Origin of the sequence: Kitasatospora sp. NPDC005748 (assembly GCF_040630735.1) — a bacterium.
Taxonomy (GTDB): domain Bacteria; phylum Actinomycetota; class Actinomycetes; order Streptomycetales; family Streptomycetaceae; genus Kitasatospora.
This window is the reverse complement of sequence record NZ_JBEXYD010000111.1, coordinates 1-12,800: the sequence shown is the minus strand read 5'-3', so window position 1 is coordinate 12,800 and position 12,800 is coordinate 1. Positions and strand designations below refer to the sequence as shown.

At 72.7% G+C, this 12,800-nt stretch carries 15 protein-coding genes and 2 pseudogenes; 10 read left to right on the top strand and 7 right to left on the bottom strand.

The genetic code is table 11. The features are described from left to right. Positions 1 to 1,031 precede the first annotated feature (1,031 nt). On the top strand, positions 1,032 to 1,244 hold the full coding sequence (locus tag ABZ495_RS36045; protein WP_359840181.1) for a hypothetical protein: 213 nt from the start codon (positions 1,032 to 1,034) through the stop codon (positions 1,242 to 1,244). 93 nt (positions 1,245 to 1,337) lie between these two features. Here ABZ495_RS36045 and ABZ495_RS36040 read toward each other — a convergent pair whose 3' ends face one another. Next, positions 1,338 to 2,690, bottom strand: a complete 1,353-nt coding sequence (locus tag ABZ495_RS36040; protein ID WP_359840179.1) for an MFS transporter — start codon at positions 2,688 to 2,690, stop codon at positions 1,338 to 1,340. A gap of 95 nt (positions 2,691 to 2,785) precedes the next feature. Between ABZ495_RS36040 and ABZ495_RS36035 the strand changes: the two genes are divergently transcribed. Beyond that, the gene (locus tag ABZ495_RS36035) at positions 2,786 to 3,232 is read left to right on the top strand and encodes a helix-turn-helix domain-containing protein (RefSeq protein WP_359840184.1); all 447 of its coding nucleotides are present in this window, start codon (positions 2,786 to 2,788) and stop codon (positions 3,230 to 3,232) included. Between the two features lie 128 nt (positions 3,233 to 3,360). Here ABZ495_RS36035 and ABZ495_RS36030 read toward each other — a convergent pair whose 3' ends face one another. From ABZ495_RS36030 to ABZ495_RS36015, 4 genes and pseudogenes are all read right to left on the bottom strand, one after another. Next, entirely contained in the window at positions 3,361 to 3,777 is a 417-nt protein-coding gene (locus ABZ495_RS36030; RefSeq protein WP_359840186.1) for a helicase associated domain-containing protein, read from the bottom strand. Between the two features lie 466 nt (positions 3,778 to 4,243). Then, positions 4,244 to 4,444 (bottom strand): annotated as a pseudogene (locus ABZ495_RS36025) (helicase associated domain-containing protein); the annotation flags it as partial. Between the two features lie 194 nt (positions 4,445 to 4,638). Continuing rightward, entirely contained in the window at positions 4,639 to 4,920 is a 282-nt protein-coding gene (locus tag ABZ495_RS36020; RefSeq protein WP_359840177.1) for a hypothetical protein, read from the bottom strand. 27 nt (positions 4,921 to 4,947) lie between these two features. After that, positions 4,948 to 5,133 (bottom strand): hypothetical protein, encoded by a 186-nt coding sequence (locus ABZ495_RS36015; protein WP_359840175.1) that lies wholly within the window; start codon positions 5,131 to 5,133, stop codon positions 4,948 to 4,950. Positions 5,134 to 5,172: 39 nt separating this feature from the next. Here ABZ495_RS36015 and ABZ495_RS36010 point away from each other — a divergent pair, with 39 nt between their 5' ends. Both ABZ495_RS36010 and ABZ495_RS36005 read left to right on the top strand, forming a co-directional pair. Continuing rightward, positions 5,173 to 5,352: a hypothetical protein gene (locus ABZ495_RS36010; RefSeq protein WP_359840173.1), complete on the top strand. Its 180-nt coding sequence runs from the start codon at positions 5,173 to 5,175 to the stop codon at positions 5,350 to 5,352. Between the two features lie 10 nt (positions 5,353 to 5,362). Further along, on the top strand, positions 5,363 to 6,346 hold the full coding sequence (locus ABZ495_RS36005) for an aminoglycoside phosphotransferase family protein (protein WP_359840171.1): 984 nt from the start codon (positions 5,363 to 5,365) through the stop codon (positions 6,344 to 6,346). A 34-nt stretch (positions 6,347 to 6,380) separates the two neighbouring features. Here ABZ495_RS36005 and ABZ495_RS36000 read toward each other — a convergent pair. Then, positions 6,381 to 7,000: pseudogene (locus ABZ495_RS36000) on the bottom strand (transposase); the annotation flags it as partial. Between the two features lie 91 nt (positions 7,001 to 7,091). On the opposite strand from ABZ495_RS36000, the gene ABZ495_RS35995 reads away from it, so the two are divergent. Then, complete coding sequence (locus ABZ495_RS35995) at positions 7,092 to 8,354, top strand: serine/threonine-protein kinase (RefSeq protein WP_359840169.1); 1,263 nt, start codon at positions 7,092 to 7,094, stop codon at positions 8,352 to 8,354. Positions 8,355 to 8,562: 208 nt separating this feature from the next. Here the strand turns inward: ABZ495_RS35995 and ABZ495_RS35990 are convergent, their stop codons facing one another. Continuing rightward, positions 8,563 to 9,150 (bottom strand): TetR family transcriptional regulator, encoded by a 588-nt coding sequence (locus ABZ495_RS35990; protein WP_359840168.1) that lies wholly within the window; start codon positions 9,148 to 9,150, stop codon positions 8,563 to 8,565. 165 nt (positions 9,151 to 9,315) lie between these two features. Between ABZ495_RS35990 and ABZ495_RS35985 the strand changes: the two genes are divergently transcribed. The 5 genes from ABZ495_RS35985 (at position 9,316) to ABZ495_RS35965 (ending at position 12,729) form a co-directional block, all read left to right on the top strand. Beyond that, a complete protein-coding gene (locus tag ABZ495_RS35985; protein WP_359840182.1) occupies positions 9,316 to 10,509 on the top strand; it encodes an MFS transporter in 1,194 nt (397 codons plus the stop codon). A gap of 137 nt (positions 10,510 to 10,646) precedes the next feature. Further along, the gene (locus ABZ495_RS35980; RefSeq protein WP_359840166.1) at positions 10,647 to 11,021 is read left to right on the top strand and encodes a nuclear transport factor 2 family protein; all 375 of its coding nucleotides are present in this window, start codon (positions 10,647 to 10,649) and stop codon (positions 11,019 to 11,021) included. Between the two features lie 205 nt (positions 11,022 to 11,226). Further along, positions 11,227 to 11,661 (top strand): VOC family protein, encoded by a 435-nt coding sequence (locus ABZ495_RS35975; protein ID WP_359840164.1) that lies wholly within the window; start codon positions 11,227 to 11,229, stop codon positions 11,659 to 11,661. A 471-nt stretch (positions 11,662 to 12,132) separates the two neighbouring features. Beyond that, the gene (locus ABZ495_RS35970; RefSeq protein WP_359840162.1) at positions 12,133 to 12,411 is read left to right on the top strand and encodes a hypothetical protein; all 279 of its coding nucleotides are present in this window, start codon (positions 12,133 to 12,135) and stop codon (positions 12,409 to 12,411) included. A 15-nt stretch (positions 12,412 to 12,426) separates the two neighbouring features. After that, entirely contained in the window at positions 12,427 to 12,729 is a 303-nt protein-coding gene (locus ABZ495_RS35965) for a hypothetical protein (RefSeq protein ID WP_359840160.1), read from the top strand. The last annotated feature ends 71 nt before the right edge of the window (positions 12,730 to 12,800 follow it).

Below are 12,800 nucleotides of genomic sequence, written 5' to 3'. Positions count from 1 at the left end.
GAAAGCTACCTCGCCGGCCTCCACCTCCGTGGCGCGATGATCTGGATCAAGGACCTCACTCGAACCCATTGATCACGACCGAATACGTGCCCTAGGCCGGGCCGTTTCAGTTCGCCGACCGCCTGGCTGGGCCGGTGTGGCTGGGCGACCCCGAGCGGCGGGTCACGGCCGCTCCGGGAGAACGCGTTTCTTCGGTCGAGACCCGAACCCGCATCCGCCGCGGGGCCGCCCAGGTTCCCGGAGCTGCTCGTCGAGCCGTCCCGGCCGGGACGGACCGCGTACCGGCGCGGCGCCGCCAGCCCGAACGGTTCGACCAACGCGCTGCGCGCCGACGTCCTCGGCGCGCTCGGCGTCCCCACGGTCGCCACCGCTGACCAGCTCCAGCGGTTGCCGCACCCGGGTGCGGCTTCGACAAGGCGGTGCGGCAGGCGTTCGGCGACCTCGCGCTGCACGGGCTGATCGGCTCAAGTGGTCCACGAGCGTCTGGGCTTCCGCCAAGTGCTGGGGCGGGCCGTGAGGGTGGGTCGCTCGGAGATCGGAGTGGTTGTCATCGTGGTGCTGTCCTGGTGGATGTGAGGGGTGTTCGCGCGCTTGCGTGCCAGGTCCCCGACGCTGAGCGCACGTGACGGTCGGTGTCGTCGAGGTCTTGGAAGGAACGGACGATCACGACGGTCTCCTCGGTCGGGTGCGGGTGCGGGTGCGGGTGTGCGCCGCGGCCGTGAGGCGACGTGTGTCGTGGGCGGGACGGCGCTGAGGCGTCGCCGTCAGCCTTGCCGCAACCCCCCCAGCCGCGTCGTTTCGCCACTGCCGATCGGGTGACAGTAGAGGTCCACCACGGCTCGCTCGGTGGGGTGTGGTGGCGCCACGGCCGCGACGGCCTGCCCCCCTGACCGACGCGCTCGACGGCCCGGGGGACCGCGCTGTGTACGTGCGGCGGCGGGCCGAGCGTCGGGCAGAGGGGGGACGCGAGCACCGGGGGGCGATGGATCTGCTGGCGTGCGTGGACTGCGGTGCTGTCCCGTAGCAGGAGCGTGTGGGCCCAAGAGGGCGGCACCTGCTCGGGTGCGATCAACCCGCTCACGTCGGGGGTCTCCACGACGGCTCACGTCGGGCGCACGGCGGAGGCCCACGGCATCGGCGTCGGCGTGATGCGCGCCGCCGAGGGGTGCGTCCGTCGGACCGTCGCGCTGGGCAAGGGCGCGGTCGGGGTGAGTCGCCTGGCCGAGGTGCTCGGCCGGCGCTGATCGGCCGGCGCCGATCACCCGGCGGGGCGGACGGCGGCGCGCATCACGCCGTCCGGACCGCCGTCCGCTTCCGAGCCGGCACCGGACTCCTCGTCACCGCCGCTCGGCGGCAGGACCCCGGCCGGCGAGGCCGCCGCGAACCCCCGGCGCACCGTCACCCGGCGCACCGTCACCCGGCGCACCGTCCCCGGGCGTGCCGGGTGCCGAGGTGCCGGGTGCCGGGGTGTCGGAACGGGAGAGCGCCCAGAGCGCGAACGCGAGGCAGCTGAACGTGGCGCCCAGCGTGCAGACGGCCCCCCAGCCGGCGACCGCGTAGAGGGAGGTCGCGGCGATCGCCCCGGTGGCGCTGCCGATCGAGTAGAAGACCATGTACCCGCCGATCAACCGGCTGCCCGCGTCCGGCCGCAGCGCGTAGATCAGGGTCTGGTTGGTGACGTGGACCGCCTGCACCGCGAGGTCGAGGAGGACGACACCGACCACCAGGGCCCAGAGTGAGCTTCGGGTGAAGGCCAACGGCAGCCAGGAGGCGGCGAGCAGCGCCAGGGCGATGCCGGTGGTCCGTCGGGCGAGTCCGCGGTCGTTCAGCCGGCCCGCCGCGGTCGCCGCGAGCGCGCCCACGGCTCCGACCAGTCCGAGAGCCCCGATCGCGGTGTGGGAGAGGGAGAACGGCGGGTCGCTGAGCGGCAGTGCGACGCTGCTCCACAGGGTGCTGAAGGCGGCGAAGATCAGCAGGCCGAGCAGGGCCCGGACCCGCAGGACGCGTTCCCGCGCGAACAGGGTGACCGTGGAGCGCAGCAGCTGTCCGTACCGCAGGGAGGTCGGCGGGAGGGCGCCGCGGCGCGGCAGCACCAGGTGCAGGACCAGCGCGAGCAGGGCGGTCAGCCCCGCCGAGGCGAGGTAGACGGAGCGCCAGCCGGCGAGGTCGGCGACGAGGCCGGCGGCGGTGCGGGAGAGCAGGATCCCGATGACCACGCCGCTGGTCACGAGACCGACGACCCCTCCCCGGCGGTCGGGTGAGGCCAGGGACGCCGCGAAGGCCACCAGGGTCTGGGTGACGACGGCGAGAAGCCCCATCGCGGCCGTCGCCGCGAGCAGGAGCGTCGCGGTGGGGGCGAGCGCGACCGCTGCCAGCGCCACCACCAGGAGGAGCAGTTGGGCGACGATGAGCCGTCTGCGGTCGACGACGTCACCCAGCGGTACGAGGAGGAGAAGGCCCACCCCGTAGCCGACCTGGGTGAGCGTGACGACGCCCCCGACCAGTGCCGGACTCATGGCGAGGTCGTGGCCGATGGTCGCGAGGAGCGGTTGGGCGAAGTAGACGTTGGCCACCGCCGTCCCGCAGGCCACGGCGAACAGGACGATCACCCCGCGGGCCAGGGCGGGCGCGGGCCCCCCGTCGTCGCGGGCCGCGGCCTGCCGCGTCCCGGCCTCACAGTCGACGAGCATTCGACACCCTCTCCCTATCTGGTTTCAACTTGCTACCGATCCGGACCGTATCCGACGTTGGTATCATGTTGCAACCGACATGGTGGGAGGACGGCATGGTGGCAAGGACACGCTTCGACGACAGCGACTGCCCCGTCGCGCGATCGGTGGACGCGATCGGCGACTGGTGGTCCCTCCTGATCGTGCGGGACGCCTTCGACGGGAGCCGTCGCTTCGGGGAGTTCCAGCGCAGCCTCGGCGTGGCGAAGAACATCCTGACCGCCCGCCTGCGGGCCCTCGTCGCCGGCGGCATCCTCGACACCGTGCCCGCCTCGGACGGCAGCGCCTACCGCGAGTACGTCCTGACCCCGAAGGGCAACGCCCTCTTCCCCGTCATCGTGGCGCTGCGGCAATGGGGCGAACAGAACTTCTTCGCTCCGGAGGAGCCGCACTCGCGGCTGGTCGACCGCCGGCACGGACAGGGCCTGCGCGTGCTCGAAGTCCGATCGGCGGACGGCCGCCGCCTGGACCCCGACGACACCACCGTCGACAAAGTGTCCTGACCGGACGGTGCGCCCAGGGCGGCAGGCCATCGACCCGGGTCGGGCTTGTCAGTGCGCTGCGGCAGGACCGCTCGCCCGACTGACGGAATCGGATGGCCCGCGGAGCCGCGGAGCATCACCTTCGGTGGCTACAGCGTGACTCTGACCCGGGGCCAGTGGAGCGTCCACGACGCGCCTGCTGACCATGCGGTGCCCAACGGCTGTTCCCCGCCGCCCCCGATGCGCCAAGCCTTCGGCGACGGATTCCCACCCAGATCCCCAGGGCGCCCACGTCCCTCACGACCCTGGGTGAGCTGGCCGGGCGTGAGCTTCGCCCGGCGGGGCTTCTGGTTGTTGAGCCAGGTACCCAGCGCGACGTGCGGCACCACCACCTGCTCCTCCCCGCCCGGACCGTCCTCTACCGTCTCCACCGGCTCCTTGCGCGGGCAGGGTACCCGGGGATGCCGCTCCCGCTCCACGAACTTGGCGAGGGCGGCCATGCCCCGGGCGAACCGGTCGGTGCGGGACACGGTCGGCTTCGCCTCGACCACGGCCTTCGCGGCCACCGGCCCCGGATCCTCCTCGATGCCGATCGCCGCCAGCAGGTCCCGCTGCTCGGCCTCCAGGCCGGGCCAGTCGGCCGGCCCGCTGCGCCCGCACCCACCGGCCGAGCTGCTCGCCGTCGAACGCGGTGTCCATCGGCAGGGCGGTCCAGTCGACCCGGCCGTCGGCCTCCAGCCACCACGACCTGGCGGCCGCGTAGGCGCGTTGCCGGGTGATCGGCCACACCGGGCCACCATGGGTCGATCTCCTCCAGTGCCCGCCGCCGCTCGGGCGACAGCGTCCCCCTGTTCCCTGGCCGGCACCTGCGCGGTAGCCCACAGCTCCGACAGCCACGTGCCGATCGCGTACCCACCGATGGAGGCCCGCGCCGGCGCCGCCAGCGACCCGCTGTGGCCCTTCGCACAGACCCGGCCCAGTCGATCCGGTCTCGAACCGCGCGTCCGACACGGACCAGATCATGCCGAGCGCGTCCAACATCTCCACCCGGTACGTCGCCAGCTCACCGGCCACGTCCTTGCCGCGCCGGTCCGACAGCCACTTCCCGAGCGGGTAATTCACATTCTCTCCAACGAGCGCGGAAAACGGCACGTCAAGCCCACCGGTCTCCTCGAACCACTTCCGCGCGTGACCCAACCCCTCACGCCACAACTGCGTCTCACCAACCAGCACCCGGGAAGCGATGAACTACGCCAGCACGTCCTCATCCACCGACGTCTGAAACCGCACCGGCAACGTGAACGCCCCCGAACCACCCGCACCAGACCCACCCTCACCAGGCGCGAAAGCCGCCTCAGCGCTGCGCCCGGTGTCCCGCTTACCGGACTTCGTATGCCTTCGCCGAAGGCCTGCCAGTCGGTGAGCCCTCAGAGCGAAGGCTCCCGGGCGAACAGGTGGTACCCGGAGGCCACGGCGACGGAGGCGACGGCTCCGGTTCGCGTGCGCCCCAGCCAGACCACCGAGGATCCTTTGGCACCGAACGTCACGAGGTCGGCCCCGTGCTCGTCATCGGCCACGCGCTCGAACGCGCCGCCGAAGAGGCTCTCCGTGCGTCGGGGCTGCCGGTTCCCGCCCTGGAACCCGCACCAGAACTCCAGGAGCGGGCCCGTCAGCACCGGCCAGGCCATGGCGTCGGCAAAACTCCCCATGTTCGTCTCAGTCTCGAACCCGATCCGCTACCCGGGCCGGATCCGCTCGATGTCGTCGCCCACGCCGAGGGCCATCTCCCAGCGGGTTACGGGGGCCTCGGCGATGCGCAGACGGACGGCGGCGAGTTCCCGGCCGCCGAAGCGCTCACCCATGAACTCGTACGGGGCTACCGTCGCAATCCGGGCCGCGGGCTCGACCTGGTCGAGAGCCACCTCGCCGCTCCCGGCCGGGCCCGGACCCCGCTGGACCGGATGGAGGTCGCGGCGGCGGCCGTCGCGGTGCTCTCGGTGGTCGAGGCGGCTGGCGACGGCGCGACGCCGCTGCACTTCGCCCGGACCGCCGGCCGGCGGCCCGAGGGCCTCACGGTGTCCGCGTTCGCGGCCGCGCTGCGTGAGAGGGTGCTCGGCCTGGCGTCGTTGAGTGTTCGATAGCCTGCCACCCATGGATGTGGGTGAGGGCGCCGAGCGCCTTGGTGTGGATCTCGACGGTGAGGGCTGGGACGCGACGCGATCCTGGGTAGAGAAGGGACTGCTCGCGTCGGAGCGCATCGAAGATGTCGTGCGCTTGCGTGGGGGATGGACGTCGCAGATGCGCCGTCTGGACATCTGCGGACCGGGAGGCCGGCGCTCGCTGGTGCTTCGGTCCTTCGTCAAGCCCTTCTACCTCCGGCACGCCGAAGGGCTGCTGACACGCGAGGCGAACATCCAGCGGCTGCTGAACGACACGGATGTGCCCGCCGCCCAGATCGTGGCCGTCGATGCCACGGCGGAGTGCTGCGACCATCCCTCCTTGCTCATGACCCTGCTGCCGGGCACGGTTCGCTTGACCGACCAGGAGGCGGACCGGCGTGCCGACCTACTGGCCCGCCAACTGCAGCGCATTCACCAGGTGCAGGTGAACGAGGAAACCCGACCGCGGGCCTACCAGGCGTGGACCGGCCCCGAGCAGGTGAACCTGCCCACGGATACCGCGCGCCCGGAACTGTGGCAGCGCGCCGTGGACGTCATCCGCCGCGAACCTCCTGACTATCTGCCCTGCTTCTTGCATCGCGACTTCCACCCCGGCAACATCCTCTTCGACGGTGAGGGCGACGACCTGCAGATCAGCGGCGTCGTCGACTGGGTGGAGACCTCCTGGGGGCCGGCAGACCTGGATGTGGCCCACTGCTCGACCGCCCTGGCCCTGCTCCACGGCGTTCCTGCGGGCATGAGCTTCGCCGACCGCTACGTCGAGGCGGGCGGTTCCCTGACCGACGATCGCACCGCACATCTGTACTGGCGCCTCCTGGATGCCTTGGCCTTTGCACCAGACGCCGAGAAAGTCGCCGTCCCCTGGCGGGAACTGGGCCGCACCGACCTGACCCCCATCGTGCTGACCGGCAGGCTGGAGGATTACATCCAGGCCCTTCTGGACCTCTACGCGTGAGCCGGCCAGGGGACCACCAGGCTGCCTGTTCTTCTCGCTCGACCAGTTGTCCGCGTTCGAAGCGGGCTCCCGCGCGGACCGGGACACCAAGTGGGGGCCGGTGATCGCGCGCCAGCGGGCCTGAGCTGACTCGACGAGCTTGAGGACCATGGCAAGTGCGGCTGCCGGCGCCGCGGGTGACCTTGGTGCGGAGTTTGACCGTGGAGAACGTGGACTCGGTTGGGTTCGTGGTGCGCCGGTGGATCCAGTGCTCGGCCGGGAAGTCGTAGAAGGCCAGCCATTCCTCGGCGTCGACGGTGAGTTCGCGACGGCCTTGGGCCACTTGGTGCCGTAGGTCTTGGCGATCACCTCGATCGCCTTCTCGGCGTGGGCGTGGTCCTGGGCGTTGTAGATCTCCTGCATCGCCTTCGTCGCGCCCGGCCGCGCGGACTTCGGCAGGGCGTTCGAGACGTTGCGGGCCTTGTGAACCCAGCACCTCTGATGCCGCGCGGCGGGGAATACCTCCCGAAGGGCCTTCCATGGCCCCATCGCGCCGTAGCCGACCACCAGCTCGGGGTCGCGCATGCCACGTCGGTGGCAGTCGCGCAGCAGGTCGGCCCACGACTCGGTGGACTCGCGCAGGCCCTCGGCCAGTGCGATACGACCCGGCGACCGGTGCCGAACCGACCCGTGTTCTCAGGGGATCCCCGGGTAGGCGACCGAGGGCGCGTCCCGCAGGCGCGAGGATCCAGCATCGGAGAGCGACATGACCGTGACGGCCAGCAGGAGCACCGGGACACTGTTCGCGGGCCGGTACCGGGTGGACTCGGTCCTGGGGCGCGGCGGCGGCGCGGACGTGTTGCGGGCCGTGGACGAACGGCTCAACCGGGCCGTCGCCCTCAAGATCCCCCGCCCGGACGCGACGGCCGACACCGTCCGACGCTTCGCCACGGAAGCGCGGATGCTGGCCCGCCTGAGCCATCCCGGCCTGGTCGAGGTGTACGACTACGGCGCCGTCGCGGAGCACCCCTACCTGGCGTTGGAGCTGGTGGAAGGCCCCACCCTGGCAGCGGTCCTGCGGTCCGGCCCGCTGCCGGCCGCCGACGTCAGACACCTGGGGCGGGACCTGGCGCAGACCCTCGCCCACGTCCACGCCCACGGGGTGGTCCACCGGGACGTCAAACCGTCCAACGTGCTCGTCGACGCCGCCGGCCGCCCGCGACTGGCGGACTTCGGCGTCGCCCGGATCCTCGACCGGCAGGCATCGGCCGACGACGAAGCCCTCACCTGCACCGGGCTGATCGTCGGGACCCCGGCCTACCTGGCCCCGGAGCAGATCCGCGGCCGGGGCGCCCTGGCATCCGCCGACATATACGCCCTGGGCCTGCTCCTGATCGAATGCCTGACCGGGCACCGCGAGTACACCGGCGCCCCCATCGAAGCCGCCGCCGCCCGGCTCCACCGCCCGCCCGCTATCCCGCCCCACCTGCCCGCGGACCTGGTGGCCGTCCTGCGCCGGATGACCGACATGGACCCCGACCACCGCCCGTCGGCGGCGACCTGCGCCCGGCTGCTCGCCGTACCGCCGCCCGCGCCGGTCCCGGCCGCGGCCGGGACCGCGGTCCTACCGCGACCGTCGAGGAGGCCGCACGTCGCCGCCCCCCGGCCCGTCCTCCTGCTGGCGGTCTCCGTGCTGGCGCTGGCGGGCGCGGGAGGCAGTACGGCCTTCGTCGACGACCCGCCGAGGGCGCTCCCGGCCCCCGCCGCGGTGCCTTCGGCGCCCCCGCCCACCGCACCCGCACCCTCGATGGCCCCCGCACCCGCGACGACCCCCGCGGCCACGGAGGTCGCTCCGAGCACGCCGCCCCCGGCCCGCGACTCCGCGCCGACCGCCGCTCCCGTCGCCCAGCCGGCCGCCCCCGCGCCCCCCGCCGCACCCGCCCGGTCCTCCGCCGGCCGCGGGAGCGAGGGCAAGCAGAAGCAGCAGGGCCGGAAGAACGACGGCCCCCACGGGAAGAAGCCCAGGTAGCGACCGTCCGTGCCGGCGCCCGAAGGTGCCGGCGCCCCGACCACCCGGCCCACGCGTCCGGACCTGCCCGCGCGAACACCATCACCTCGGCCGGAGAGAAGGCGGACCGGGCGGCCCCGGACGTCGAACGCGGGTCCCTGACGGGCGGCATCCGCGCGTCGTCGACCGCCGGCGTTCCCCTGCTCCTCGACCGAGGCGCCTCCCGGTCCTACGTGCTGCCGGGATTCGGCCGGCTGGGGCGGTCGTCGGTGGGCAGCACCCGGACGGCGCGTGCGATGGCGGGGCGGAGGTCGTCGAGGCTGTGATCCGCACCGAGGATCATGCGGCGAAGCTGAGGCATGGCCAGGCTCCAGCCGACCAGGCCGAGGGTGAAGAACAGGCGGGTGCGGGGATCGGCGTCGCCGTCCGTGGTACGAGCCGCGTCGATCTTGTCCTGGTAGTGCCGGGTGCGGTCCTGTTCGCCGGGAACGGGCTGGTCCCCGAGTTCGAGGGCTTCCCACATCAGCAGACGCAGAGCCTCGGGGTGGGCGCGGTGGTAGTCGAAGAGGCGCTCGGCGTAGGACGGCAGCTCCTCGTCCCCGGGCGGGACCGCCTCGGCGAGGTCGGCCATGAGGCGTTCGAGGACGGCGGCGAAGAGCCTGCCCTTGTCGCCGAAGTAGTCGTAGATCGCCCGCTTGTTGGCCTCGGCCTGGGCAGCGATGCGGTCCACGCGGGCGCCGGCGACGCCGTGGGCGGCGAACTCGGCGGTCGCTGCCGCGAGGATGCGCTCTTTGGTCGCCGTGGAGTCGTATGCCATGGAGCGAGAGTAACGAACCAGTTCGTTTGACGATCCGGCACCGGTCTGCGAGTCTCACTCCAGCTTCCGAACCATCTAGTTCGTTCGATTGGAGTCGCGGTGCCCCGAACCAATCCACCCGTCCCGCCGATCACCGCGCGGCCCGGGCGGCGACTGCCACTGGTCATGGCGCTGGCGTGCGGTGTCAGCGTGGCGAACGTCTACTTCCCGCAGGCCCTCACCCCGCTCATCGCCGGCGGGTTGGGCATCACACCGTCCGCCGCGGCGAGCGTGGCAACGGTCACCCAGTTCGGCTACGCCGCCGGCATCTTCCTCCTCGTCCCGCTCGGTGACCGGCTCCCGCGCCGCCCGCTGATCACCGTCCTCCTTGCGGTGACCGCCTGCGCGCTGCTGGCCGCGGGCCTCGCTCCGGCCGCCGCACCGCTGATGGTCTCCGGCGTCGCGGTCGGCCTGACCACGGTGGTGCCGCAGCTCCTGCTGCCGATGGCCGCGGGCCTGGTCGCCCCGGACCGGCGCGGCTCGGTGATCGGCACCCTCCAGGGCGGCCTCATCGGCGGAATCCTGCTCGCGCGCACCTTCGGCGGCGTGATCGGCGAACACCTCGGCTGGCGCGCCCCGTACCTGGCCGCCGCCGTGCTCACGGGGCTGCTCGCCCTCGCCCTCGGCCTGGCCCTGCCCACGAGTGCGCCCGCCACCCGCGACCGGTACCCGGCTCTTCTGGCGGAGACCGTGCGAATGCTGCGCGCCGAGCCGCACCTGCGCCGCTCCGCGCTCCACCAGTCCGCCCTCTTCGGCGCCTTCAGCGCCGCCTGGACGGCACTCGCCCTGCTGCTCACCGGCCCGCACTACAACATGGACGCCCAGGCCGTCGGCCTTCTGGCGCTGATCGGCGCGGCCGGCATGGCCTGCGCCCCGGCCGCCGGCCGCTGGGTGGACCGGCGTGGAGCGGACCGCGTGACCACCTGGTGCACCGGCGGCATCCTCGCCGCCGCCCTGACACTGACCGCCGGTGTCGCGGGCGGCGCGGCCGGGCTGGCGGCCGTCGCCCTGGGGCTCCTGCTGCTCGACCTGGCCGTGCAAACCAGCCAGATCGCCAATCAGGCCCGCATCTTCTCGCTACGCCCCGAGGCCCGCAGCCGGCTCAACACCGCCTACATGACGTGCTCGTTCCTCGGCGGCAGCGCCGGCTCCTGGCTCGGCATCCGCGCCTACGCCCTGCTGGACTGGCCCGGGGTGTGCGCACTCATCGCCCTCGCCGCGGCCCTCGCCCTCACCGCCCGGCTCACCGACCGCCGCCGGCGGCCCGGGAAGTCGCCCGTCGCGGAGCCCGTCGCCACGCCCACGGGCCCACAACGGTGAACGGCCGCCGCACCCCGGCGCGGGCACCGCCACCACCGCCGCGCCCGGCCACGCAGCCGCGGGCGCAGCCGCAGACCCAGACGCAGACGCAACGAGCCAAGCACCAGACACGAAGGACCATCATGACGTTCCCGGCCATGCCTCCCGCCATCCTGCAGTTCTTCCGCGCCTCCCAGGAGGGCGATGCCGACACCTGGGCGAAGGCGTTCGCCGAGGACGGGGTCTTCCACGACCCCGTCGGCACCCCGCCGATACTCGGACGCGCCGCGATCCGCGACTTCATCGCCGCCGTCCTGCCCGCCTTCCAGCCCTTCCTCGGGCTGACCCCCACCGAGGCCCACACCCTCGGCAACCACGTCGCCGTCTCCTGGCGGGGAGCCGCCGTCACCCTCGACGGCAGGCCGGTCAACTGGTCCGGCATCAACATCTACGAACTGGACGAGACCGGCCTCATCCGGGACGCCAGGGCCTACTTCAACCGCGCCGTCTTCCAGGCCCAGCTGGCCGGCTGAACCCCGCGAGCCCGACCGGCGCGGGCCGGGAGCGCCCTCGCCCCGGCCCGTGCCGGAAGTCCGCCGACGCCTACGGAGCGGTGCGCGGCGGCCGGATCCGCGCGATCGGAGAACCTCCGGGGCCGGCGCCGCGTCCCGAACCCGGGCGGCGGGGGCTTCCAGGCCGGCTTGACCCTGACGTTACGTCATGTCCCAGGATGGCCACATGACCGACCACTACAACGCGTTCGAGATGTTCGTGACCGTGCCGACAGCCGACCTCGCGGTGTCCGTGGACTTCTGGACCCGGGGGCTCGGCTTCATCGACCTGTTCACGATCCCCGGACAGCTCACCCACGTCCGACGCTGGGCGTTCCAGGACGCCCTGCTCGTCCCGGGCGATCGCCCCGCCGGAACCCCCGCGACGAGCGTCAGCTTCGCGTGCGTACTGAGCCAGGTCGACGACATCGCGCACGCGTGTGCCGCGCTGCTGCCCGGGTGCACGACGGGGCCGCGGCGCACCCCGTGGAACACGGTGGAGCTGGAGGTCGTCACGCCGGAGAACGCCCGCGTGGTCATGACCGCCGCCCGACCGCTGGACCCCGGCAGCGTCGAGGCCCGGAACCTCCGAGCGGCCGGCTTCGACATCCCCGCGGAGTAGGCGGACCGGCCGGCCCGGCGCCGCGTCCCGCGTCTCCGCGGACGAACAGGCGTCCGCCGTGGCGGAGGCCCGCGCCGGCCGCCTGCGGCCGTCCGGCTCCGCCCGATCCGTCCCGTAGCCGGACGTTTCGCCCGCCGTCCGCCGCCAGGCCGGGGCCGTGGGGAGGATTGCTGGAATTCGTGACCCCGCAGCCGCCCGAAACGGTGCCGCGGGCGGTCCCCGGAGGGCCGCGGCGGCACTGCCGAGGCTCCGCGGACCCGTTGCGGCCAGGCAGTCCCGATTGCCCCTCAGAGCTCCGCCCACGGCCCCGCCACAGCGGCTCCGACCTGGCCGTTCGTGCGATTTCTTCTAGGCTGGTGAAACTCTGTCGGACACCCTCGGAGGGGACACCATGAGCGAGGAATCCCAGGCGTACGACGCCAGCACGACGTGATCCTGGAGGGCCTTGACGCTGTACGGAAGCGGCCCGGGATGTACATCGGATCGGTCGGCGAACGCGGTCTTCACCACGTGGTGTTCGAAGCCGCCGAGCGGGCGCTGGACGAGAACCTCACCGGCACCGCCAGCCGCGTCGAGATCACCCTCACCGCCGACGGCGGCGTCCGGGGTGCCGCCGACGGCGTGGGCCTCCCGGTGAAGTGCGCCGGCCACCGCGACGGGCCCACGCTTGAGGACCGGTTGACCGTGCTCGGCTGCGGGGTGCAGCCCGCCGACCGGCACTCGCTGTCCGGCGGCTACAAGGGTGTGTGACTGTCCGTCGTCAACGTGCTGTCGAGCCGCCTGACCGCCGAGGTGCGACGGGGCGGCGCCCACTGGGTGCTGCGGTACGAGCGGGCCGTCACCGCGGCGACACCCGTCCGGACCGGAACGGCCGACGACAGCAGGACGGTGATCACCTTCCGGCCCGATCCCGAGATCTTCGAGACATTGGAGTTCTCGTTCGACACCTTGGCCGAGCACTTTCGAGAACTTGCCTTTCTGAAAAGCGACTTGGACATCACTCTGATGACCGCTGCCCCGCGGCGCCCCGGTCGGCCCCGGCGTCCTAGGGCCTGTGTGATGTTGTGATCAGTGGAGCGGTCGTACGAGGTCGTCTATCCAGATCATCGAGGCGCGGAGGTGAAGGCCTGCGAGGTAGC

Coding starts and splice junctions, on each gene's coding strand:
- ABZ495_RS36040 (WP_359840179.1), bottom strand. CDS start 2,690: ATGCTCGTCGACTGTGAGGCCGGGACGCGGCAGGCCGCGGCCCGCGAC.
- ABZ495_RS36035 (WP_359840184.1), top strand. CDS start 2,786: ATGGTGGCAAGGACACGCTTCGACGACAGCGACTGCCCCGTCGCGCGA.
- ABZ495_RS36020 (WP_359840177.1), bottom strand. CDS start 4,920: ATGGGGAGTTTTGCCGACGCCATGGCCTGGCCGGTGCTGACGGGCCCG.
- ABZ495_RS36010 (WP_359840173.1), top strand. CDS start 5,173: ATGGAGGTCGCGGCGGCGGCCGTCGCGGTGCTCTCGGTGGTCGAGGCG.
- ABZ495_RS36005 (WP_359840171.1), top strand. CDS start 5,363: ATGGATGTGGGTGAGGGCGCCGAGCGCCTTGGTGTGGATCTCGACGGT.
- ABZ495_RS35995 (WP_359840169.1), top strand. CDS start 7,092: ATGACCGTGACGGCCAGCAGGAGCACCGGGACACTGTTCGCGGGCCGG.
- ABZ495_RS35990 (WP_359840168.1), bottom strand. CDS start 9,150: ATGGCATACGACTCCACGGCGACCAAAGAGCGCATCCTCGCGGCAGCG.
- ABZ495_RS35985 (WP_359840182.1), top strand. CDS start 9,316: ATGGCGCTGGCGTGCGGTGTCAGCGTGGCGAACGTCTACTTCCCGCAG.
- ABZ495_RS35980 (WP_359840166.1), top strand. CDS start 10,647: ATGCCTCCCGCCATCCTGCAGTTCTTCCGCGCCTCCCAGGAGGGCGAT.
- ABZ495_RS35975 (WP_359840164.1), top strand. CDS start 11,227: ATGACCGACCACTACAACGCGTTCGAGATGTTCGTGACCGTGCCGACA.
- ABZ495_RS35970 (WP_359840162.1), top strand. CDS start 12,133: ATGTACATCGGATCGGTCGGCGAACGCGGTCTTCACCACGTGGTGTTC.